This is a genomic window from Acinetobacter sp. YH12132 (genome assembly GCF_013418645.1).
GTDB classification, from domain to species: Bacteria; Pseudomonadota; Gammaproteobacteria; order Pseudomonadales; family Moraxellaceae; genus Acinetobacter; species Acinetobacter indicus.
The window spans coordinates 141,754-165,988 of sequence record NZ_VPBR01000006.1 but is presented as its reverse complement, the minus strand read 5'-3'; the positions used below and the strand labels follow the sequence as shown (position 1 = coordinate 165,988).

Genomic DNA, 24,235 nt, shown 5'->3' with positions numbered 1-24,235 from the left:
CTGCCTGTTTCAAGATGGACATGATCTGACTGTCAGTAAATTTAGATGTTTTCATGCAGAATCTCCTGCTCGTATCTTAAGAGAAAATTCTACTTTTAGATCCTATTATTTTTAGGGGGGATTACCAGTGAACTTCATGGAACCCTCTTTTCATATTTATAAACTCTACAAATCATACATCATCTGGTAATAAATCTTTCACTGACACATCTAATGATTTCGCTAATTCATATATTTTTTCAATAGTTATATTTACTTCCCCACGCTCAATACGTCCCATATAACTGCGATCAATATTGCTAAGAAAAGCTAGTTTTTCCTGTGATATTTTCTTTAGCTTCCTTTGTTCCCGAACACGTAAACCAAAAGAGACTGTTAGTTCTGACATGTTTTGAATCAACTGCTCAAAAAATAGAACTATCCTAATTTGAGGACTATGTATCCACGGCTTATAATCCTCTTTTTATGTTTTTTAGTTTTTCCAATGCAAACTATCAATTTACCGCTATTCGAAAAATTTCCACCTCTTATTCAGCAATATTCCATTAATAATTGGACTACTAATGACTTTTGGATTGCACTCTCACTTTCAACAAAGGAACGTAATCGCTTTAACCGTCAAAGAATGTATCGAATACTTCGAAAACTTGTTGAATTAGGTTTTTTAGAAAAAAAAGTTAACCATGAAAACTCTCGCTTTTCTTTATTTAGTGAGACAAAGAAAATTAATATATTTAGAGGCATAAACAATGAAAGTGAAGATTTATCGAAAATGAGACTAGAAGAAACTAGAATAAGTTTTAAAATTTCTTTCCTTGAAAAACAAATAGAGGCTTACAAACAATTGGAAATTAATTTCCCAAGCATGAAAAAGAAAATTTTATATGTTAGAAATAATTGTAAGTCCGAAATAATTGAGTTGAAAGCATACCAACTTGCTCTAAAAAGCATTATCTATCCTATTGAAAGTTAAAGATCCAGTTTATTTTGGTTCTTTAACTTTACTATTGCTTCTGAACTAAGGACTCATTTAGCTCTTCGATTGTTAATCAATCCGAACTTTTTTTGCTCATTGGCTCATTCAATTTAGCAATGCTGAGCCCATACTTATGGGCATTGTATTGCCACACCACAAACTGTTCCAACAACATAGCGTTTTCTTTTTCCAATCTAGCATTCTTGGCCTCCAAAGCCTCAATTTTAGTTTGAGCGATTTTCAGACTAGCAGGGAGTTTTTGCTGTTTTGCTTTTAAAATTTCTAATGCTGCTGGAGATTTTTTTCCTAGATCATAAGCGTTCTTAATTTTTGCAAATTTTTGTAGGGTTTGGCGAGTTGGTGCAGGCACAATCTCTAGTTGTACTTCAATTGCTTTGCATAACTTCTCCCACGTTAACTTTTCATTTGGCGACCAATAATCAAGAATTTCAACAATATCTTGTACATTCTGATCTGTTAGATGCTGTGCCATATTAGCTCCATAAATCCAATGATAAAGAATCATGTAAACCTGACTGCTCTTCAAGCTTTTTACGTTGAGTATTCTCAATAATGGGGATACGTTTACGACCTGCTTTTTGATACGCTAAATCAAGATGTGTCACATGTTCCGAAGGCGGCAAACTTAAAGGCGTTCCATCAAGAATGTTTGGATCATCAAGTAGGGCTATCAACTGTTCACAACGTTTAATAGTAAGCTCTCTAGTATCCAACCAAACCGCTGCACCAGTAACATTTTTACTAACAGCCTCCTTATCCTTTGCCCATAAGATTTTTTCTTTTCTAAGTCGATCTTGAAGTCGTTTTTTCTTTTCTTCATCCCCCTTAATACAGACATGCTCTGTACAATTAAGACAGTTTCTATATTTTAGGCAGGGTTCATCAATATAAGAATGTGTACAAAGTCCAAACTCGGTAGTGTGCATGGACAATGTTGTTTTGGTATTTAACTCTTGTAGAGTTCGAGGTGTAGCGATCTGGAATGTATATGTACTATCAGTATCTACTGTACCAACCTCGTTTTTCTGCATTTCAACTAAGCCATCATTACGATCCTCAACCGAAGTATGGTCATATGTTCGATTTTGCTTCAAATCAGCTCGCCCTGACCATTTAGCGAGTAACATGCTATCCATTCCATTGGTATTTGCTATTGTATTGAGAAGATGCCTAAATTGATGGGTAGACACACTGTAGTCACCATATCCCCATCGTTGGAAAATAGATTGAACATTTGCTAACTCATCACTTCCTTTTTTCTTCTTTTTGGTGGGAGATAAGTCTTCATTTAAAGTATCAATATGTGGCATCCATAGCTCAGTAGTTACTGTTGGCTTTTGGGTATGAAATTGATTTGCAAAGCAACAGAAAAGCGCTTCAGACCATTTTATTTCTATGCCAGCACCCACTTGAAACGGTACATATGGGAAGCCTTCAGGTAAGCGACTTCTTATCAATTCATTCAAATCATTCAAACTATATATATTATTCTTTCTTTCTAAACCTCTTACTGCCAAGAATTGATTGCCTGAAGTTCTAGCTGTTGTTGTATCCGAATAATTTGACTCATCAAAACCTAGCGCTTGCAATACTTGTTTTTTTGTTAACAGTTGCTCATCAGAGACTTCTGGACATAATTCATGTCGAGGAAACTTATCACTATTTTCTAACAGAGATGCAAATAGTCTTGCTTTTTCAGAAATTTTTTTTAATCGTTTAATTGCTAATTGAACAGTTGGGATCATGACACCTGGAATATATTTAATATCGTACCCAAAATTTTTCTGCGCATACCATCTAATACCAAATACAGTTTCACTATTAGAACCATCTACTGTAAGCCCTAAACTGCTCTTAGAAAGCGTTTGGGCTTCTTCCTGGTGGATACAATTCTGCTTTAAGAAAAATAGCTCTGATGCTCGTTCTGGCGCAGCTAGAAGCAAACCCACAGCACTGGTGACAAAAATATCTCTATCTGACAGTTCTGAATCTTTCCGCGAGAAAATATCAGCTAATGCAAAAATCGCATCCTCATCAGGAAGTTTAGACTCTCTATGTTCCTCTGACTCCTCATCTAGCACAATCGATTTATCAGCAGGTTTTTTAAGTGGATTTTTCCACTCTGGCAAAGCTAATACCTTTATTTGGCGTAGAAAATCCAAAAGAATTTTTAATTGTCTTCCTACATGATAAGCAGAGCTTGCTTTGTAATTTTTCTTAGCATTTTCAGCAGCCAAGTCAAAATCAGCAATAACCAATTTAGTTAAATCAACTTCACTATTTCGGTCTAAGAATATTTGCTCTATTGCCCGAATTGAAAGAATTGTGTCTTGAGTTTTTAACTTGCTATTAATTCTTTGATACTTAACATACGCCTTTGCAAATTCTAGAATTGAATGATGTAAAAGATTTTCGGGTAATCTATCTTTGGATGAAATACCCATTTTGACAAAGTTTACTTCGCCTTTCCAATAATGGTCTTCAAATCTAATATCTTCATTTAATTCTGATAACTGCTTAACAAAATCAATAAACCGCTTAATTTCAGAGTCAGGAGTTTGGATTCTGTCAGATGGAAAATAAATCAAATTATCCATGATTAAACTCCTTACAAGCATCAATGACTTGCTGAATGGCAATAATTGTTCGGTCATTCACGGCAGCAACTTCAAGACTACACCCCATTGTTATTAGGTCATCTCGTTCTTTCATTAATTGTTTTAAAATAAGATGATGGGGTGCATTTGCCCAAGGCATAAATTTACTACACAGATAACATGCGATTGGTGCATAATCGTTACAGTATTGATGTGTACCACATGAGCCAACATCACAATCCTGCTCTACACAAGAAATTCGATTAGCATCTTCAATTTGTGATTGAGCCTCAATCTCATCCTTTACAACTTTCCCCTGAAAAGCATCTGCATATTTGCGTAAACTCTCATCCATGATGGATGATATTTGCTGTGCAATTTCTGGCACACTTTGTACATAGCAATGTGCATTTTGGGTATCATGATGATCTAATAAATTTGCGATGACAATCACGCCTGCTTTTTGTCTAGCAGCATTTGTACCAAGTGTATAACGAAACCTATAAGAAGTAACAAATATTGGCTTACCTGTTTCCCTTGACCGAACACCAAGCTTTCTTACCGCATCTTTTAACTTTTGAGTTAATTCAACCGTAGGCAAATGAATAATTTCTTTTGGCAAAATTTCTGAAATTTCATGCCGATTTTCCCAATCCAAATTAACCAATTTCTCAAAATCATAAAATAGCGGTAGCTCTGCAAACTCTTGTTCAGATAGCTCTCGTTTTATTTCTTTGCTTAATTTCTGCTTTAAAATTCGAGTATGCTCAAACAATATTTGTACGATACTTTCACGAATTCCTACTTCACGAAAAGCATAACGAAATCCACTAGCACCTCTTATTTTAGCTTTTGGAATATTGAGTACATGAACTTTTTTTTCATCCTTAAACTTATACTTATCGGTCTCGTATAAGTCTTTTACTTTTAACCCAGCAATTTGTATTGGTCGTCTACCTGTCGCACAAAAAACACGAATTAAAGCAGCCTCATAATAAGAAATCCTATTTTCTGCTAAATATTCGTTGGTTCTAGTAATAATTGCTTGGAATTCAAATGGACTAAATGGACCTTCATCTGGATCAAGAGAAAGAACAGCTGTACCTTTTTCATTTCCAGTTAATTTCCATGAATCCATTAAATCATAGATTTCGTCATCTACTGAAGAGTATCCTAAATTGTATAGTTTTTTTAAAAAGACTCTGAACTTTGCTAATTTATATTCATACTTTTTATCATTAAAATATTTTTTATATTCTAAAATTCCTTTTAAAGTAAATTCTGACTCACCTGTCAAATCAGGATATTTAAGCGCATAACGGATCATTTCTGCTGCATGTGTGCTTGAGCTATATTTAGCAAAATTGATAAAAGTATTTAATACGTCAGATCTAACTTCCTCCGAAAATTTCGAAAGATTTGACATATCAGCTTTGTTGTTAATATCCAACACCCATGTATGATCATAAATATCAACCTGATAGCCTTTGAATGTAGTAAAAGTATTTTTCGACTTATCTAAACTATCGACTTGAGGTAGTTTACTCATTTTTTATCCTCAAAATTTTCTTGAATACTTAAACCTACTTCCATAGCTCGCTTATTTTCTGCACGTCTTGAATATCTTCTCGCACTTTGTGAATTTGGTATCCAACCCATCAGATATGCTCGATCTCTCTCAGCCTGATCTTCTGTTATTTTTCCAGATTTAATTAAAGTCTGAACTTTATCTGTATATTTATCATTCCATGTATGCCTAAATGCATGTGCATGCACATTGAATAAAACGACTTCAGAAATTTCTGAAAAAATTTTGTCTAGTGCATTAATTGAAAGCGGCTGCCCCTTATTTGATAAGATCAAAAAGTCTGTTAACTCTGCATTAGGCACTGTCGATCTATGATTTAGAATATAGATATCCAATTTTTTCTTTAGATTCTGGTTGAGTGCAATTGATCGACTTCTAGTCTTTACCAAAGGTTGATATAACCGAGGATCACTATCATCATGAGGATTACGTCTAATAGTCAGATAAGGTATACCCGCTTGAGGAGGGGTTATATCTGTAATTTTTAAATTTAATAATTCTCCTTTACGACATCCTAAGTATAAAAACAAATAGATAATCAGCTCATTTCTATAAACTATGTAATCTGAAATCCAAATACGATTCTGATTATCAGGATTAACCGCCTTTAAAATTTTATCTACCTGCTCATCATCAAAGGACACATATTCAGACTGACTATCCATGGGCTTACAAGGCCTACGAGATGTTAATAAATTTTTTGTGCTTGTTATTACTGATGAATGAAAATATATCTCTAGCCACCCAATATATTCAGCAAAATTAGTTAACCGCCGATATATCAATTGTTTGGATACATAGTCCTGAGTAATAACCAATTTTGCTCTAGCTCGCTCTTTGTTATTACTTTTTGGAAAACTTATGATCTTTTTTTTTGAAGCTGTCCCGCTTAATCGGCTACGATTGAAACTGGTTAAATTTACTAAAGCTTCGATTTCATTTAATTTTAAAAAATCTTTATTTTTAATCCTTTGTTCCAAATCAATTCCTAACTTATCCAATAACTGAAACAGCAACTTAATATCTTCTAGAATAGCTGTAATAGTATTGATTGATTGACCACGATTTCTTAAATGAATGATCGTATATAAATTTGGATAAGTCATAGGAACGCCATCACTATTCAAAAGAACAGCAAATCTCTCTCCACTACTCATTACAAATCTTTTAACAGACATCATAATTAAATTTAACAAAATATCTAAGTATTAAATATCATAATATATTAAATAAAAAAATTTACAGAACTATTTCTAGTGTCTGTAAATTTCTTTTGTAACTAACTGCTAATAAAGAATAATTTTATAAACTTTACAAAACATGGTCTCTAGGGTGTACTAAAACGGTAAGTCATCATCCAAATCTGCAGGTGCAGGCGTTGCAGCAGGAGCTGGTTTCGGTTGCTGATAACCACCCTGGTTGCCATAACCACCACCGGCATTATTGTTGTTAAAACCGCCTTGAGCCTGCGGCGCATAGCCACCCTGGTTGTTATTGCTATAACCACCGCCCTGGTTATTGTTAAAACGTGGCTGATTAAAACCGTTATCGCCCTGCTCACCTTGCTGACGACCCGAGTCCAGCATCTGCATTTGCTCGCCACGAATTTCTGTGGTGTAGCGTTCCTGACCATTCTGATCGGTCCACTGACGGGTACGCAGCGAACCTTCAATATAGACTTTTGAACCTTTGCGTAAGTATTGCTGCGCGATTTCACCTAAACGGTTATGCAGCACAATACGGTGCCATTCGGTTTGCTCTTTACGCTCACCGGTGGTTTTATCGGTCCACGCATCACTGGTGGCAATGGAAAATTGAGTAAGCGAGCCACCATTCGGGAAAGTTTTTGTTTCTGGATCTCGACCTAAAGTACCAACTAAAATGACCTTATTTACACCACGCATCAGCTGTATTCTTCCTATTTGTTTCTATTATTTACTTTATAAGAGTTATGCTTAAATGGCTACCTCTTTACCCAACAAGTGCGTTAATTGTTGTCGCGCAGTATCATCAATTTGCTGTTTATCGACTTTTATATAGGCAACTTGCTGTTCAGACATCACCACGACTTCTTCAATACCATGAATGGCCAAAAGTTGAGAAGTCCACTCATCCGTTTGTTTGGCCTCAGGCAGGCGAAATACCATCGACGACAGATAACGCGGCTGGGCCAGACCAAAACTCATCAGCAGCCAAATTATAGCAACTGCGGTCAGAATACTCCAACCCATCGCCGTGTTATTCAGCAGTAACAGTTGCCCGCCAATCATGCCGCCAAAGAAGGCACCGAGGAACTGGCTGCTGGCATTGACGCCCATTGCAGTGGCTTTGGATTGAATCGGTGCCGCCTTCGATAACCAGGACGGTAACAGCGCTTCCATCACGTTAAAGGCAATAAAAAACAGGCCCAGTCCAATCAGCAGGATATATTTAGATTCAAAACCAAAAATCATCACGATCAGGCCAAGAATAATTCCGCCAATCGCGGTCAGGAAAATACCGCGCATTTTGCGATATTTTTCCGCCAGAATAATACTTGGGAAGGCAAAAAACAGACTCAGCACCAGCAGCGGCAAATACACCCAGCCGTGACTGGACAATGGCAAACCGGCATATTCAATCAGCTGCGGTGGTGCATAAATAAACATCGCCGTTAGCAGTAAATGCAGGGTAAACACTGACAGATGCAGGCGGTTTAAATCGCCCATTTTTAGCACCTGTTTGAGCTGCGGCAGATAGCCCTGCTGGAAATTACGATGATGGCGCGTGACTTTAGGCACCAGCAGCAACATGGCAATGGCCGCCAGTCCCATAATGGTGGTCACCCAGAACAGCCCGGAAATACCAACCAGTCCGGTCAGCCACGGCCCGGCACTAAAGGCAATCACGAAGGATAAACCAATACTCATGCCCATCATGGCCATGGCTTTGGTGCGCTGTTCTTCACGGGTGACATCGGCCAGTAAAGCCATCACCACGGCAGAGACTGCGCCGCCACCGGCAATGGCCCGGCCAATGATGACCCCATAAATGGTCTCTGACATTGCAGCAATGGCACCGCCTAAAGCAAACAGTAACAGTCCAAGCACCACCAGCGGTTTACGACTATAGCGATCAGCAATCAGGCTAAATGGAATCTGTAAAATGGCCTGGGTCAGACCATACACCCCAACCGCCAGACCAATTAAGGTCGGGGTTGCATATTGATAGGATTGCCCTGCCACCGAGAAAACCGGAATAATCATGAACAGACCCAACATGCGTAAGGCAAAAATACTGCTTAAGGCAAAAGTTGAACGGCGTTCTAAGGCATTCATCATATCAATAGGCTAAGTGCAACAATTTTGTATGCGAATATCCTACATCATTCATGCTGCAGATGCTGCGATATTCAGCACAATATTCTGCATCTGAACTGCCAGTCATAAAAAAAGGTGCAATTGCTTGCACCTTCTTTAGATCAGACTGCAACTTAGTGCAGTGCCTGACGTTTTTTATATTGAATTGAGGCAAATACCGCCCAGACAATAAAGGCCACACCAATCAGACCGGTGACCACTTCCGGGACATGTAAACCGGTTCCGCTGGCAATCATGATAAAGGCCAGCGCACCAATCGCATAATGCGCACCATGTTCCAGGTAAATATAAGCATCCAGGGTGCCTTTTTCTACCAGATAAATGGTCATCGAACGCACGAAAATCGCGCCAATCGCCAGACCCAGCATGATAATTACCACATCCGAAGTAATCGCAAAGGCACCAATCACACCGTCAAAACTGAACGAGGCATCCAGCACTTCCAGATACAAGAAGCCACCAATACCGGCTTTCACCACACCGGTTGGTACGCCATTTTCATCATGACGGATCGCATTGCCATTTTCATCGACTTCAGGTTCGCCACCCAGTAAATGACTCAATACCTGTACGCCAATATAGATCACGATGCCCCAGATGCCGGCCATGGTCACCACCAGACGTTTATCTTCGACCACATTGGCCGCCATGATCAGCAAGGCCACCAGTGCAATAAAGACCGACATGGCCGGTACACTGGCCAGATTGGATAAACGGCGCTCAATCCAGCGGAACCAGTGGGTGTCTTTTTCATCATCGAGGAAAAAGTTCAGGAACACCATTAACAGGAAGGCACCACCAAATGCTGCAATTTCAGGATGATGCGCCATTAATTTGGCCGAATATTCTTTTGGATTATTCAGTGCCAGCTGCACCACTTCCATCATGCCCATATCGGCTGTGACGGCAACAATCACCACCGGGAAAATTAAACGCATACCGAATACGGCAATCAGAATCCCGACCGTCAGGAACAGCATTTTCCAGAAATGGTCCCAACCGCGCAGGACTGATGCGTTAACAACCGCGTTATCAAACGATAACGACACTTCCATAATGGCGAGAATGGCCGTAATGGTCAGTGCTGTGAACATGGTTTTCAGGCCTGCTTCCGGACCGTGGGTATAGCCCCAATAAGCAGACAAACCGAGACACACGATCGTAAATGCAATAGAGAAACCAAAATGTTTCATCATGACAAATCGACCTATGACATTATTAGATAAAGAAATTCGGTAAATATTAAACTTGAATTACACCGAATGCGCCGCGTGCATCCTGCTGAAGACATGCAGGACCTCGGCGATAGAGATATGGCCGCTATTATGACGCTTTTTCATGACGATGCCAAAACACTTCGTATGCTTTTTTGTTTATTCTGATACAAATCAAAGCGGCTCATCTTTGCGGCGCAAGTATGCTAGTCTTTGGGCATTGATCTTGATGCTTTACAGGAACCGGACATGCGTTTTTCTGAACAATTGTGGCAACAGAATTTAGAACTGTATCAAAACACCCTGGCCCTGCCCTTTAACCAGGAACTGGCGCAAGGCAACCTAAGTCGTGAGGCCTTTAGCCACTATGTGATTCAGGATGCGCATTATTTACTGGCCTATGGCCGCGCGCTGGCGGTGTGTGCTGCCAAAGCCTTTGATGCCGATGATGTGATCCAGTTTGCCGAAGCCGCCAAGGTAGCAATTGTGGTGGAACGTTCATTGCATAACGGTTTTATGCAGGATTTTGGCATTAGCAAGGAACAGTTTGAAAATACACCGCTGACCCTAGCCTGCCATCATTACACCAGTTATCTAGTTGCCACTGCCTGGTCGGAGAGTTATCCGGTGGTGCTGGCCTCATTATTGCCATGTTTCTGGATTTATGCCGAAGTCGGTAAAGATATTGTCGGTAACTCGGTCGCCAACAACCCGTATCAAGCCTGGGTCGATACCTATGCCGGCGAAGAATTCCATACCGCAGTGCGCAATGTGATTGCCACGGTTGACCGCGTGGCCGAGCGCTGTGATGAAGACACGCTGGCGAAAATGCGTCAGGCCTATACCCGTGCCGCTGAACTGGAATGGCTGTTCTGGGACAGCGCCTATGCACAGCGCAACTGGCCGGGTCTGGACAGTAGTAACTAATCTTTGATCACTCGCCCTGGTGCAAGATCAGCAGACTTGCACAAGGGCCGACAGCTCTCTTTCATTCTTGCGTGCTTTGATCCCCGTACTTTTTCTCCTGACAATTTTTTATCCTTATACGTTTTCAGATCTTGGCCTTTATTTGCAATCAACCGACATAATTTGACGTAGAAATACCTTAAGCCTGCACTTGAACATTTTTCATGCGCTATCATATAGAGGTTTTAAATGAATTTTCTAGGATCATTGCATGAGCCAAAGTCATATCCGTATTCGAGGCGCACGTACCCATAACCTGAAGAATGTGAACCTTGATATTCCACGCGACAAGTTTGTGGTGATTACGGGACTTTCCGGTTCAGGTAAATCTTCCCTGGCTTTCGATACCCTATATGCCGAAGGTCAGCGCCGTTATGTCGAATCGCTCTCGGCCTATGCGCGCCAATTCCTGTCACAAATGGAAAAACCGGAAGTCGACTCGATTGAAGGCTTAAGTCCGGCCATTGCCATTGAACAGAAATCGACCAGCCACAACCCGCGTTCTACCGTCGGCACTATTACCGAAATTTATGACTATTTACGTCTGCTCTATGCACGCGTGGGTACGCCCTACTGTCCGGAACATGACTTACCGATGGTGGCGCAAACCGTATCTGAAATGGTCGATGTGGTCAAAGGTCTGGAAGAAGGTACCGCCCTATTGCTATTGGCACCGGTGGTACGTGAACGTAAAGGCGAATATACCCATCTGTTTGAACAGCTGCAAAGCCAGGGTTTTGTCCGTGCCCGGGTAGATGGCGAAATCATGGAGATTGATCCGCCACCAGAACTGGACAAAAAGAAAAAACACAGTATTGAAGTGGTGGTCGACCGTTTTAAAGTCCGGGATGATTTGGGCAACCGTATTGCCGAAAGTTTTGAAACCGCTTTACGTTTAGGCGGGGATATTGCGATTTTATCGTGGATGAAAGGCGAACATCCGGACCGGGTGTTCTCGGCCAAACACTCCTGCCCAGAATGTGACCGTGCCGTGGCTGAACTGGAACCGCGCCTGTTTTCATTTAACAACCCGTTTGGTGCCTGTCCGGTCTGTGATGGCCTGGGCACACGCAGCCATTTTAGTGCTGACAAGCTCATTCCCAATCCGGAACTTTCTTTAAGCCAGGGTGCGATTCGTGGCTGGGACCGTCAGCGTCCTTATTATTATGGCATGCTGCAAAAAGTCGCCGATCATTATGATTTTTCGCTGGATACACCGTGGAATGAACTGGACAAAGACACCCAGAAAAAATTTCTCTACGGCAGTGGCCGGGAAAAAATTGACCTGAGCTATGTCGATGAACGTGGTCGTCGCCATAACCGGGTACAACCGTTTGAAGGGATTTTGCCGCATCTGGAACGCCGCTATCGTGAAACAGAAAGTAATTATGTCCGCGATGATCTGGCGCAGTATCTCTCCAATGCCGCCTGTGATGCCTGTGATGGTTCACGTCTGAATGAAATTTCGCGCCATGTGCGAGTCAAAGACAAAACCATCAGCCAGATTACCAAAATGTCGATTGGCGATGCCGAGCATTACTACCAGAACCTGAATCTGGAAGGCGCCAAAGGCGAAATTGCCGATAAAATTTTTAAGGAAATCCGTGAACGTCTGCACTTTCTGGTCTCAGTCGGTCTGAACTATTTAAGTCTGTCGCGCTCTGCCGAAACGCTCTCGGGTGGTGAAGCCCAGCGCATCCGACTGGCATCGCAGATTGGTGCCGGGTTAATGGGCGTAATGTATGTGCTGGATGAACCGTCTATTGGTCTGCATCAGCGTGATAATGACCGCCTGCTGGAAACCCTGATTCGCCTGCGTGATCTGGGCAATACCGTACTGGTGGTCGAACATGATGAAGATGCGATTCGCGCCGCAGACCATATTATTGATATCGGGCCGGGCGCCGGCGTGCATGGCGGGAATGTGATTGCTGAAGGTACCTATCAGGAACTGGCGGCCAATGCCAATTCCCTGACCGGTCAATACCTGTCGGGCAAGCTCAAGATTGAAGTGCCGAAACAGCGCACCCAGCCACCGAAACCAGATGAGCAGATCAAGCTGATGGGCGCCTGCGGCCATAACCTGAAAAATGTCGATCTGACCCTGCCTTTAGGCGTGATGACCTGCGTTACCGGGGTATCCGGTTCGGGTAAATCGACCCTGATTAACCGTACCCTGCTGCCATTGGCCGCAACCCAGCTGAATGGCGCCACCACGCTCAGCGCGGAAAAGTTTGACACCATTGAAGGACTGCAATTCCTGGATAAAGTGGTGGATATTGACCAGAGTCCGATTGGCCGCACCCCGCGTTCCAATCCGGCCACCTATACCGGTCTGTTTACCCCAATTCGTGAACTGTTTGCCCAGACGCCTGAAGCCAAAGGCCGCGGTTATGCGGCGGGCCGTTTCTCCTTTAACGTCAAAGGCGGACGCTGCGAGGCCTGTGAAGGTGATGGCATGATTAAAGTCGCCATGCACTTCCTGCCGGATATGTATGTCCCCTGTGATGCCTGCCATGGCAAACGCTATAACCGCGAAACCCTGGAAGTGCATTACAAAGGCAAAAATATTTCCGATGTGCTGGAAATGACGGTCGAAGATGCCATGCATTTCTTTGATGCCATTCCGGTGATTCACCGCCGTCTGGAAACCTTGAATCAAGTCGGTTTAGGTTATATCCGTCTGGGTCAGTCAGCCACCACCTTATCTGGTGGTGAAGCGCAGCGGGTCAAACTGGCACGCGAACTGGCAAAACGGGATACCGGTAAAACCCTGTACGTGCTGGATGAACCAACCACCGGTCTGCATTTCCATGACATTGCCAAACTACTGGACATCCTGCATGAGCTGCGCAACAAGGGAAATACCATTGTGGTGATTGAACACAATCTGGATGTGATTAAAACCGCAGACTGGATTGTGGATTTAGGCCCGGAAGGCGGTGCCGGCGGCGGGATGATTATTGCCGAAGGTACCCCGGAAGAGGTGGTGAAAGTGAAAGCCTCCCATACCGGAAAATTCCTGAAACCGATGTTAAAATAAAATGAAAGGGCTCTGAGGAGCCCTTTTCTTTGTTATTAGATTCACCTGAAAAATATCAAGATATATATTTAAAATATTTTTCTATTTTAATTTACGGTTTAGAGCATACTTTCCACCCTATTCCGCCCCTTCTCTTTGGCCTTAAATAAGGAGTGATCTGCCCGGCCAAACAGTTCCATCCAGCTGCCTGCATCTGCGGCGACCCCGGCACTGACAGAAATATTTAACGGCGTGTCCAGTCCCGGCAGGGTCAGAACATTCTGGCTAATTTCCTGACGTAATTTCTCGGCAATACTCAAGGCCCCGTCCAGATCAATCTGCTCAATCAGAATCAGGAATTCATCGCCCCCATAACGCACAATCAGGTCAGATGAACGCACACTGTGTTTTAACACTTCGGCAATTCCCTGAATCACCCGGTCACCGACAATATGCCCATACTGATCATTGACCTCTTTAAAGTCATCAATATCAATAATAATTAAACCGGTTTGATGGAGCTTGTCCGGATTCTGATTCAGATATTGAATATATTCTTCCAGCGCCAGACGATTGGAAACCCCGGTCAGGGTATCGGTATTGGCCATATTGCGTAGCTGGAATTCCAGCAAATCCCGTTCAGCCAAACGTGCCTGCAACTGCTTGAGCGCAGCAAATAAAGAGGTGGGTGAGGAATCTGGAGCTGTGGCCGTCTGCGGCTGGGCTTCAGATAACTCTAAAATCAGATCCCGCGCTTCAATTAAAGGTTTAAATACCTTAAAACGCGCATAGACCATGGTAAACAGCGCCGCCAGCAAAGAAATAATCGACACCGACAGCGTCAGGATAAACTGCTGCCAGGCAGCATGACGCTCCTGCTGGGCCAGCCAGACACTATAATCCAGCAGATATTTCTGCAGATTCACCACCGTCGTAAATTTATCGACAATATTCAGGGTCAGTTCAGTCCCACTTAACGAATACGGGCGCGCATGCAGACTTTCTTCAATCAGCTGGCTGACAATAGGAACCCCCTGATCCAGATATTTTTGTTTAACCTGTTGATGCAGTCCCAGGTATTCAGGCGTTTTGTGCTGTTCAGGCTGAATCGAGTTGACCAGATCCCATAAATAATAAGATTGCCGCTGGCTCTGTAAGGAATAAGCCAGGTTCTGTTCAGGAATTGGTTCTTTAAAAGTCACGGCCGCCATAATCGTCGAGGCCAGACGTCCGGCCTGATCACGTAAATCGGCCAGTACCAGAATCAGACTATAGGACTCCGACAGCATGGTCTTTTTGCCTTCCGACTGCATCATGACATGCTTCAGCACCTCATAGACTTCATCCCAGGCACGAAACATGGCCTGAATGGCCTGATCCAGCTGTGCTGAACTGCGCTGGGCATAGGGTTGTGCTGCATAGGCATCCACCGCAGCACGTCCTTTTGCCAAAGCCGGTTTTAAATCGGTGGTCAAGGCATTGGCCTGTGCAGCAAAACCGGCGCTATTTAACAATTGCATGGTGTGTTCAATCTGCAGATCGACCCGCTCTCGAAACAGGGTCAGCTCTTTCAGGTTGGCACTGAGTTCATCTGGAGTACTGGACATGACCTTATTGGCCGGACCACGTTCGCGTGAAATCTCATTGGCCAGATCGGCCACATGACGTAAGACTGAAATTTCTGTCAGCACCACATCAGACTGCTGATAAGAGCGATAACTCTTCAGCGTCACCGGAACCGAAATAAACAGAATCGACAGGATGATAATGAGCATAGAAATAAACAGACGCTGCTTAGTATTCTCTGAATGCAAGCGATGGGACATGTTTATAACCTCACTACCATGAGCATGAACTGAACGTATTGAATCAACAAAGGCAGAGCAACGACCTGAAGCGGATGACCACACTGCTGAGGAAAAAATAACAGGACAGCGGTAGCGTTCATTCAACTATAAGTCGAATAAATCAACAAGATAACTAAAAAATTGTGACAAGGTTAACAAATTTATTGATTAAATTGAATAAAAACCGACGAAATTAGAGTAAGTTTCTATTTTTTTGAAGGGCAACCGAGATTGCATTCTCTTAAAAATTAAATATAAGCCAATGATTTATATAATAAAAATAAGGTTTTAAAAATTGTATAAAAAATTAAAGAAAACATTTTACAGCTGCATCAAATAAGTGCATAATGCACCGCATTGGGGCGACTTTAGATATTCCTCAGCAGAATTTTAAATTTTCCCGCAAATTTTGGCTAAAAAATCCCGGTTTTCGTTGAAAACCGGGATTTTTTATGGTCATATATTCAATAGCGCTTTTTAATTCAAGAAATATTGCACCAATATAGTGCACCATAAATTTATACTTAAGCGGTTTTTAATCCTGACTACAGGATTCAGGCATAAAAAAAACCCAGCCTTGGGGAAAGCTGGGCATATAAAAAGTAAAACTTTGTGGAGAATCTCAGTGCAGTTCCTCTAACCTCTAGTCCTGCATCAAGAAAAATCATGACCGAAATCACAATTTCGATAAAGCTGACCAAACGGTATAACTTTATCTAGCCATTATGATACTTATCACACTTTTTGTAAAGCCTATTAAAATAGTCTACTTTTAGTTTAACCAGTATTAATAGTCAGCGAATTTAGACCTATAAAAACCAGAAAACGTAGAAAAAAAGTAAAGCGTTATCAATTTCAGCTACATAATCCTGGTCTTAAGTTTCATTTTTTAAGCTTTATGCGCTGCTTTTCACATTTTTATTAGATTGCTTTTATAGATAATTTATATTGAATCAATTCATATTAACTATAAAGAAAAGTGAGGCAGCAAACACTTTTCTTTCGCAAATGAGATTTAGCCGCTTGTTCTTTATACACTTTTTAGGTTGACAACAGATTTATCAATTGACTACTTTTTCGCCTATACATATTTTAGAGCAATTACTCAACTAAATAATCTCCTTTGTCTTCATTGACTTAATAAATTGTTACAATACAATGCCTATTGTTTAATCCATTTTTAACAAAACTGGTAACTATCATGAAAAAACTCGGTTTAGCCACAGCTTTATTATTAGCCATGACCGGTGCTCAAGCGTACCAATTCGAAGTTCAAGGTCAATCAGAATTCATCGACAACACTGTAAATGAGCAAAACTTCACTGGTGCAGTTCAAGGTACTTACTACTTCAAAAATGTTGATTCAACTAAAGGTCCTTTAGCTGAAGCTGCGTTTTTAAACCAAGCATCAAACTTCTCTTTAGCGTATAACTACGGTGAATATGATGAAAATGGTTTAGATATTGTTTCTCATACTTATGGTGCTAAAGCAGAAGCTTACATTCCAACAAAATTCGTTCCAGCTTATGCAAGCGCATCTTATAGCCATACAATTAATGACAGCAAAAATGCTTTAGCAACTGATGATCAAGGCGATCGCTATGCTTTAGAACTTGGTGCATTAGTAGCGCCAAACTTCCTGGTTGCTGTAGGTTATACCAGCGTTGCAGATCAAGTTTCTTATGATGCTTTTAACATCCTTTCTAATGGTGTTGCTAAAGCTGCTTTAGAATCTGAAACAATCGCAGATGACCAAGACGCTATTACTGCACGTACTAAATACGTGGGTGCAATTGATGGTACAAACATGGCGATCGGTTTTGAAACTGGCCTTGTTTACGGTGAAAGCACTGCTTATGCATTAAAAACTGATCTTTACTTAACACCTGCTCTTAGCGTAGGTGCTTCTTATGCTGAAACTAGCGCTGATATCGCTAACGATAAAGCTTGGGGTGCAAACGTAAATTACTTCATCACTCCAGCAGTTGCAGTTGGCGCAAGCTATGTAAATGCTAATGCTGAAGGTGACGTGCGTGACACTCAAACTGTTGGCTTAAATGCTAAATTCCGTTTCTAATCTGATTTAGAAACTGATGTAAAAAAGACGCTCTATGAGCGTCTTTTTTTGTTTGAAAGAAATGATTATTCCGGACTACGTACAATACTCAGGAAATATAAATGCCGTTCATATTGATCCAGAATATCCTGCAGTAAATCTTCCTGGGTCCAGTCCATCACATCGTAGTTCTGCCCGCCCTCTCTTAAAAATACCTCAGCCTGATAAAACGGCGCATCGGCCGTGACTTCTGGCATAAAGCTCGGCGGCACAGTTTCACGGGACACCACCTGATAAATAAAGTTAATCTCATGCTGATGATCGACCTTTAAACGCAGGCCATCTTCCAGCGAATCAATCGACACAGTCAGATGCCGCTTCTGGAATTCCTTTTGAATATTCTCAAAAGCCTGCTGTACATGAACCTGAATATACTGTTCTACCTCAGCCTGGCTATGCGGATAATGCATGATCAGCCCCAGACGCTGTTGCCAGCTGCGTGGATTATGAATGGCGCGCGGCGTAATCCGCGCTTCCTGCAAGGCATTCATTTTGGTGACATCTAGCCGTAGGGCTTTGAGCAGGCCCCAGCACATCAGCAGCAGAATGAGGGTAAATGGCAAGGCACTCATAATGGTGGCCGACTGGAGCGCACTCAGGCCACCGGCCAATAGCAGGATAATCGCCAGCACCGCCATCAACACGGTCCAGAACAGCCGTTGCCAGACCGGAGAATGTTCCGTTTTTGCAGTGAGAAAATCTGTGACCAGCGCACCTGAATCTGCCGAAGTAACAAAAAACAGCATCACCAGCAGGGTCGCCAGCAGACTCATGATGGAGGCAAAAGGCAGATTACTTAAAAACTCAAACAGGGCCACCGAGGAGTCCTGCTGTACTGCGGTCATCAATTGCAGATTCGCTTCATGCAAAATGCTATACAGCGCGGCATTGCCCATAAAACCCATCCAGACCAGGGTAAAACCAGTCGGAATCAGCATTACCCCCACAATAAATTCACGGATACTGCGTCCTTTGGATACCCGGGCAATAAACAGTCCCACAAATGGCGACCAGGAGATCCACCAGGCCCAGTACATGATGGTCCAGCCCCCAATCCAGCCACTCGGTTGATAGGCATATAAATTGAAGGTCATATGAAACAGATTCGAGGCATACTGACCAATATTCTGAATGGTGGTTTGTAGTAAATAGATACTCGGCCCCGTTATAAATACAAATAACAGCAGCACCACCGCCAGCACCAGATTCAGCTCTGACAGCCGTTTAATACCTTTGTCCAGACCAAAAAACACCGATAAAGACGCCATGCTGCTGACCACAATAATCAGGATCATCTGGGTACTGGCGCTTTGCTCAATCCCGAATAAATAATTCAGCCCCGAATTGATCTGAGTCACACCAAAACCTAAAGTGGTGGCAATTCCGAAGACAGTGCCGAGCGTGGCAAAGGTATCAATCCCATCTCCGAGCGGGCCGTAAATTTTTGAGCCAATCAGCGGATACAGGGCCGAACGGACTTTTAGCGGCAGATTGTGCCGGTAAGCAAAATAAGCCAGTGCCAGCCCGACCAGCGCATAAATGGCCCAGGCATGAATGCCCCAGTGGAAAAAAGAAATGCGCATCGCCTGCTGCGCTGCCTGGATGGTGGCCGGCTCACCGACCGGTGGTGAAACATAGTGCATCACCGGTTCAGCCACGCCAAAGAACATCAGGCCAATGCCCATCCCGGCGGTAAACAACATTGCAAACCAGGAACCCTGATGATATTCCGGCTGGCTATGGTCCGGACCAAGCTTGATTTTACCCATATCGGACAGTGCTATATAAATCAGCAGAATCAGAAACACCGCCACCGACAGCACATAGAACCAGCTAAAAGAATCGGTAATCCACTGGTTCATGCGCTGGGTCAGCAGTTCAAAACTATTGGGCGCCAGCAGCACCACCGCCAGAAAAATCGCAATAACCGCGACCGTACTGATAAATACATTCGGATTGATATTGCCCCACCAGGGCAATTTTTCGGAAGGCATAACTCCCCCATTTTATTTTTAAAGATAATAGACAGACGCTTCAGGTCCGGGCAGCATTCACCGTAAAGGTGAACAAAAGATGAGTGTCGTGAGCTTAAACTCGCGCACAGCTTAGTCCTCTTGCAGCAGAAACACTATTGAACTGCTGTAACAAAATAGCCCAAGCCAATGATTAATCTTTATTTCTCGGCAAATGACGAATGTATTGCAGGGCAATCAGCCGGGAAACTATTAAGGCCAGATACATCACCCCGCAAAACATTTGCAGCATGGCAATCACCCGTACCGCCGGACCAATCGGCATCAGGTCAGACAGGCCGGTGGCAGACTGCAAACTGAAACTCAGAAACAGCAGATCCAGCCAGCTTTGCAAATCTGGTTGGGTCGGATGATAAAAACTGGAAGGATCCAGAATCTGGCAAATGTTATAAACAAAGGCAAACGCCCAGGCAATTAAGGTGAATACCGCGCCGGCGGCAAACAGTTCATCGCGGGTTAGATAACGGTCTTCAAACATATAACGCAGCAAACCATAGGCCGCACTTAAATAGGCCGCGGCTTCAAAGGCATGGCTAATCACCAGAACGGTCGGGTTATTAACCTCCAGCACAATCAGCAGAGAAAAGAACAAGGCGCCCGTGACAAAGCTCAGTCCTAAAAAAGTAAACATCGGGGTCTGGCGAATGACCTTGGCAATTAACAGCAATACCACCACACCCAGCATCCAGATCAGCACGCGATAGGTGGCATGATGGCTAAGCAGCGACAACACGAGAATAAAAAACTGCATTAACAGCAGCCAGGCCGAAGGCAACAGCCGGAATCCTTTCCATAAATCAATGAATGCTTGCATGGGCACATCCTGGGTATCTTGGTGTAATGCGGACATCACTTTCTTTTTTGTTCTGATTACCATAGCATGCTTAAAAGCGCAGACAGATCACTCCTTTGTATGAAAATTACAGAAAAAGTACGTCAAGAAATCACCCAGATTGAATTCCGGGATGACCTTTCTCAGGATAAAAAAATTGCCAAAATCACCCATCTGGCCTGTGCCACCTGTGCCGGTGTCGCCATTCAGCCCCTGCCTTTTGCCGATATTCTGATTCTGACACCCTTACAAGGCTACTTTGCCAGCCGGATTGCTGCCATTCACGGTATTAAACTGACCGACCATGAAGCGCTGGACTGGGTCAAGGAACTGATCGGGCTGGTGGGTTTGGGCATCGCCGCGCAGCAGATTGCACTGGGGGTCTGGAAAACCGTGACCTTTGGCTTTGGCGGCCTGCTGACCATTCCACTGGTCTACGGCCTGACTTTTGCGATTATGAAAGTGGCTGATCTGTATTTTTCCCATAAAGCCCGTAATGAAAAACTCAGTGAGGAACGCATTAAAGCGGTATGGAAACAGGCGTTCCAGCAAGGTAAAAAACAGGGACAGGCTCAGGCAGAGCAGCTGCAACAGCCAGAGGATTAAGCCATGACCCGATCGTCCTCACCCTCACCGATTCACTATCTCCGTAAAAATTTTGATGCGCTGGCCATCACCACCGTATTGGCCAAACTGGCCTGGAACGCGCGCACGCCGCAACTGACTGAAGCGGATCAGGCGGTACTGGCTGCATTAAGACGCAGCCATGCTGAACTGGCAAACGCCCCTCTGGAAGATATTCAGGCTTATTTACAGGGTTTTGATGAGCAGCAGATTGTCGGGCTGGTATCGACGGTTAAAGGCATGTTGCATGATATGGAGTTTGTACGGCTGGACCATGAAGATGGCGACAGTCTGTATGCCGCGTATCTGGACCAGCACGACCATACCGATTTTGATGTGCTTCTGGCCGATCAGCACAGCGGCGAAAGCTGGCAACTGCAACTAAAAGCCATCGAAGGTACTGGCACCGGCAAAGACTGGATTGCTGCCCCTCCTGAAGAAATGTTGCTTGCCACTGAAGAAATCGCGGCACAGTTGGGTCTGGAAAGTTCTGGTCTCAGCACCAAAGAGCTGACCCAGAGCGTGGAAGATGCGATTGATGTGATTGTCACCGCCAAAGACCCGAATGATGAACATTTCTGGGACTACTTTCCGGCCATCTCCGTGGCCAGTGTTTCACTGGCGATTTATGAACTGTTCCGGCGCTATCAGCAGCAGGAAATCAGCTGGTCAGAATTTAAATGGATGGCGGCCAGAGTATCTGGCATCAAGGTCAGTAAAATTGCCTTTATTGGTCTGCTGTTGGGTCTACCGGTGGTCGGTCAGGTCACGGGTGCCTACCTGGTCGCCAAGCTGTTACTGAATGCCAAAGCCACCTGGTTTGAAAAAGAATCAGCGCTATATCGCAAACTACAGGCCTACTGGGCCAGCAAGCAAAAACCGCAGCCATAAAAAAGCCCCTTGCGGGGCTTTTTTTTAGGCATATCTGCTCATCTTAGTGATCAGATGCACCTGAGATACCAATACCGGTTTGTGAGCGGACAAACTGTGCATCGAATGCTTTACGTTCCGCTTGTGCTTGCGCAGAGTTATCGGTAATCGAGAACAACCAGCAGCAGAAGAATGACAATGGCATTGCGAAGATTGCAGGACCGTTAAATGGCACCACTGGTGTATCAGAAATTGCCAGCGTATCGACCCAAACTGCTTTCGACAATACGATCAGCACTACAGCAGACACCAGACCAGCAACACCACCAATCACTGCACCACGTGTAGTTAAACCTTTCCAGAACATCGACAGAACCAGCACCGGGAAGTTCGCACATGCAGCTACCGAGAATGCCAGACCCACCATGAAGGCAACGTTTTGTTTCTCGAACAGAATACCCAGAATCATCGCGAAGATCGCTAAACCTAAAGTTGCGATTTTAGACATGCGCAGTTCAGATTCAGGTGTAGTTTGACCTTTCTTGAATACGTTGGCATACAAGTCGTGAGAGATTGCTGAAGCACCTGACAGGGTCAGACCGGCAACCACTGCAAGAATTGTGGCGAATGCAACCGCTGAAATGAAGCCCATGAACAGGTCACCACCGACTGCGTCAGACAGGTGTACCGCCGCCATGTTGTTACCACCCACCAGCTCAAGCTTGCCAGTGACTGCCATTTTTGCGATATCCAGGAATTGCGGGTTGTTGGCCACATACAGGATCGCACCGAAACCAATGATGAAGGTTAACAGGTAGAAGTAACCAATAAAGCCGGTTGCAACCACGACAGATTTACGCGCTTCTTTGGCATCTTTTACCGTGAAGAAACGCATCAGGATGTGTGGCAGACCTGCAGTACCGAACATTAATGCCAGACCCAGTGAGATCGCATCAATCGGGTTAGATGCCAGGCTACCTGGACCCATGATATTGGCTGCATCAGCCAGGCTCAGGTCATGTACCTTCGAGAACACCTGAATTGATTGTTCAAACATGTTAGTGAAGCTGAAGCCCACGCCTTTCATTACCATGAAGGCCATGAAGGTTGCACCAGACAGTAACAGTACCGCTTTAATGATCTGTACCCAGGTCGTTGCCAGCATGCCGCCGAACATAACGTAAGCCATCATCAATAAACCAACCAGCACAACTGCGATGTTATAGTTCAGACCGAACAGCAGTTTGATCAGCTGACCTGCACCCACCATCTGTGCAATCAGATAGAACGCCACGACGACTAGCGAGCTGAATGCCGCCAGGGTACGTACCGGTTTTTCTGATAAACGGAAGGAAACTACGTCAGACAGGTTGTATTTACCCAGGTTACGTAAACGTTCTGCAATCAGGAACAATACGATTGGCCAGCCCACCATGAAGCCCAGTGAATACAGCAAGCCGTCGAAGCCTGACATAAACACCATGGCGGAAATACCCAGGAAAGACGCAGCCGACATATAGTCACCGGCAATGGCCAGACCGTTTTGGAAACCTGAAATACCACCACCGGCAGTATAGAAGTCTTTGGTATTGGTGGTTTGTTTCGCCGCCCATTTGGTAATGAACAGGGTCGCACCCACAAAGATCAGGAACATGATAATTGCAGGCCAGTTGGTGGCTTGTTGTTCTGCTGCGCCCAGATCAGGTGCGGCGAAAGCCATACCTGACATCATCAACGCAGAAGCTGCAGCAGCTTGCGCCTTCAATGAAGTCCATTTCATCTTAGTCTTGTCCTTTTTGTTGTGCAATTGCTTCTACTTCACGCATTGCTTCTTCATTCAGTTGATCCAGCTTGTTATTCGCAATATAGGAATACACTGCACACAAAATGAAAGATAACACGATGATGCCCAGACCCAGTGGAATACCCCAGGTCGTCACGCCACCAGAAATGGAAGATAATAGAAACTCTTTGTTATAGCCAACTAACAACATGAAGCCGACATAAACGATTAACATGATTGCGGTAAGCGTCCAGCTAAGATTACGCTTTTTTGCAACCATTTCTTTGAATTTTGGATTGTGTAGAATTCGATCTACTTGAGCCTCATCCATAGTTTTACTCCTTGAAACGCCCAGCCTTAGGCGTAATTTTTAATTCGAATTATATT

General features: G+C 43.6%; 19 protein-coding genes. 6 read left to right on the top strand and 13 right to left on the bottom strand.

The window, feature by feature from the left end; genetic code table 11:
* Positions 1-172: 172 nt before the first annotated feature.
* Positions 173-388 (bottom strand): helix-turn-helix domain-containing protein, encoded by a 216-nt coding sequence (locus tag FTU67_RS08945; RefSeq protein WP_019385588.1) that lies wholly within the window; start codon positions 386-388, stop codon positions 173-175.
* A 96-nt stretch (positions 389-484) separates the two neighbouring features.
* On the opposite strand from FTU67_RS08945, the gene FTU67_RS08940 reads away from it, so the two are divergent.
* Positions 485-973: a hypothetical protein gene (locus FTU67_RS08940; protein ID WP_168382385.1), complete on the top strand. Its 489-nt coding sequence runs from the start codon at positions 485-487 to the stop codon at positions 971-973.
* A 76-nt stretch (positions 974-1,049) separates the two neighbouring features.
* On the opposite strand, the gene FTU67_RS08935 is transcribed toward FTU67_RS08940, so the two are convergent.
* The 7 genes from FTU67_RS08935 to FTU67_RS08905 form a co-directional block, all read right to left on the bottom strand.
* Positions 1,050-1,469 carry a hypothetical protein gene (locus FTU67_RS08935; RefSeq protein ID WP_104988039.1) on the bottom strand — a complete coding sequence of 140 codons (420 nt, stop codon included), beginning with the start codon at positions 1,467-1,469 and terminating at the stop codon, positions 1,050-1,052.
* A 1-nt stretch (position 1,470) separates the two neighbouring features.
* The gene (locus FTU67_RS08930) at positions 1,471-3,594 is read right to left on the bottom strand and encodes an integrase (protein ID WP_104988038.1); all 2,124 of its coding nucleotides are present in this window, start codon (positions 3,592-3,594) and stop codon (positions 1,471-1,473) included.
* Positions 3,587-5,143, bottom strand: a complete 1,557-nt coding sequence (locus FTU67_RS08925; protein ID WP_156189618.1) for a site-specific integrase — start codon at positions 5,141-5,143, stop codon at positions 3,587-3,589. Before FTU67_RS08925 ends, FTU67_RS08930 begins: the two co-directional genes overlap by 8 nt.
* On the bottom strand, positions 5,140-6,363 hold the full coding sequence (locus FTU67_RS08920) for a site-specific integrase (RefSeq protein ID WP_168405515.1): 1,224 nt from the start codon (positions 6,361-6,363) through the stop codon (positions 5,140-5,142). Before FTU67_RS08920 ends, FTU67_RS08925 begins: the two co-directional genes overlap by 4 nt.
* Positions 6,364-6,519: 156 nt before the next feature.
* Positions 6,520-7,086: a single-stranded DNA-binding protein gene (gene ssb / locus FTU67_RS08915; RefSeq protein WP_045795510.1), complete on the bottom strand. Its 567-nt coding sequence runs from the start codon at positions 7,084-7,086 to the stop codon at positions 6,520-6,522.
* A gap of 51 nt (positions 7,087-7,137) precedes the next feature.
* Positions 7,138-8,502: an MFS transporter gene (locus tag FTU67_RS08910; protein ID WP_075167305.1), complete on the bottom strand. Its 1,365-nt coding sequence runs from the start codon at positions 8,500-8,502 to the stop codon at positions 7,138-7,140.
* 152 nt (positions 8,503-8,654) lie between these two features.
* Positions 8,655-9,737, bottom strand: coding sequence for a DUF475 domain-containing protein (locus FTU67_RS08905; RefSeq protein ID WP_005180731.1), 1,083 nt, complete (start codon positions 9,735-9,737; stop codon positions 8,655-8,657).
* A 267-nt stretch (positions 9,738-10,004) separates the two neighbouring features.
* Here FTU67_RS08905 and tenA point away from each other — a divergent pair, with 267 nt between their 5' ends.
* Positions 10,005-10,682 carry a thiaminase II gene (gene tenA / locus FTU67_RS08900; RefSeq protein WP_180061646.1) on the top strand — a complete coding sequence of 226 codons (678 nt, stop codon included), beginning with the start codon at positions 10,005-10,007 and terminating at the stop codon, positions 10,680-10,682.
* Positions 10,683-10,932: 250 nt separating this feature from the next.
* Positions 10,933-13,764: an excinuclease ABC subunit UvrA gene (gene uvrA, locus FTU67_RS08895; RefSeq protein ID WP_005180735.1), complete on the top strand. Its 2,832-nt coding sequence runs from the start codon at positions 10,933-10,935 to the stop codon at positions 13,762-13,764.
* 98 nt (positions 13,765-13,862) lie between these two features.
* On the opposite strand, the gene FTU67_RS08890 is transcribed toward uvrA, so the two are convergent.
* Positions 13,863-15,569, bottom strand: a complete 1,707-nt coding sequence (locus FTU67_RS08890) for a GGDEF domain-containing protein (protein ID WP_104489298.1) — start codon at positions 15,567-15,569, stop codon at positions 13,863-13,865.
* A 1,219-nt stretch (positions 15,570-16,788) separates the two neighbouring features.
* Here FTU67_RS08890 and omp33-36 point away from each other — a divergent pair.
* A complete protein-coding gene (omp33-36, locus tag FTU67_RS08885; protein WP_265596407.1) occupies positions 16,789-17,667 on the top strand; it encodes a porin Omp33-36 in 879 nt (292 codons plus the stop codon).
* 65 nt (positions 17,668-17,732) lie between these two features.
* Here omp33-36 and FTU67_RS08880 read toward each other — a convergent pair whose 3' ends face one another.
* On the bottom strand, positions 17,733-19,700 hold the full coding sequence (locus FTU67_RS08880) for a choline BCCT transporter BetT (protein WP_180061645.1): 1,968 nt from the start codon (positions 19,698-19,700) through the stop codon (positions 17,733-17,735).
* A gap of 172 nt (positions 19,701-19,872) precedes the next feature.
* Positions 19,873-20,553, bottom strand: a complete 681-nt coding sequence (locus FTU67_RS08875; protein ID WP_180061644.1) for an ion channel — start codon at positions 20,551-20,553, stop codon at positions 19,873-19,875.
* Positions 20,554-20,652: 99 nt separating this feature from the next.
* Here FTU67_RS08875 and FTU67_RS08870 point away from each other — a divergent pair, with 99 nt between their 5' ends.
* Entirely contained in the window at positions 20,653-21,177 is a 525-nt protein-coding gene (locus FTU67_RS08870; RefSeq protein ID WP_180061643.1) for a hypothetical protein, read from the top strand.
* Between the two features lie 3 nt (positions 21,178-21,180).
* Positions 21,181-22,086 (top strand): hypothetical protein, encoded by a 906-nt coding sequence (locus FTU67_RS08865; RefSeq protein ID WP_180061642.1) that lies wholly within the window; start codon positions 21,181-21,183, stop codon positions 22,084-22,086.
* Between the two features lie 43 nt (positions 22,087-22,129).
* Here FTU67_RS08865 and FTU67_RS08860 read toward each other — a convergent pair whose 3' ends face one another.
* A complete protein-coding gene (locus tag FTU67_RS08860) occupies positions 22,130-23,845 on the bottom strand; it encodes a cation acetate symporter (protein ID WP_104489272.1) in 1,716 nt (571 codons plus the stop codon).
* A 1-nt stretch (position 23,846) separates the two neighbouring features.
* Positions 23,847-24,179, bottom strand: coding sequence for a DUF485 domain-containing protein (locus tag FTU67_RS08855; RefSeq protein WP_005180745.1), 333 nt, complete (start codon positions 24,177-24,179; stop codon positions 23,847-23,849).
* Between the last annotated feature and the right edge of the window lie 56 nt (positions 24,180-24,235).